This is a genomic window from Peribacillus sp. SIMBA_075 (assembly GCF_046534585.1).
This window is the reverse complement of record NZ_JAWRYN010001734.1, coordinates 1-230: the sequence shown is the minus strand read 5'-3', so window position 1 is coordinate 230 and position 230 is coordinate 1. Positions and strand designations below refer to the sequence as shown.

Genomic DNA, 230 nt, shown 5'->3' with positions numbered 1-230 from the left:
GCACCGTCGCCACCGGTACCGCCTACGCCTACCGAAACCTGCACCGTGGGAAGCTCGGCATTCGTGGCCAGGTCATAGGCTTCGGACTTGCTCATGCCGCCGTTACCGCCGCCGTCGCCCACGCTCTGCCCGAGCAGGCCCCAGGCATCCGAGCCGGAAGTCAGGATCTGCCCGGCGTTGGTGGCCAGCACGTCGCCTGCGGTACCGCCCTTGCCACCGTTGCCGCCGAC

The 230-nt window shown here is 69.6% G+C and carries 1 pseudogene; it reads right to left on the bottom strand.

Annotation, left to right across the window (positions count from 1 at the left end):
• Positions 1-230 (bottom strand): annotated as a pseudogene (locus SB775_RS34375) (hypothetical protein); the annotation flags it as partial.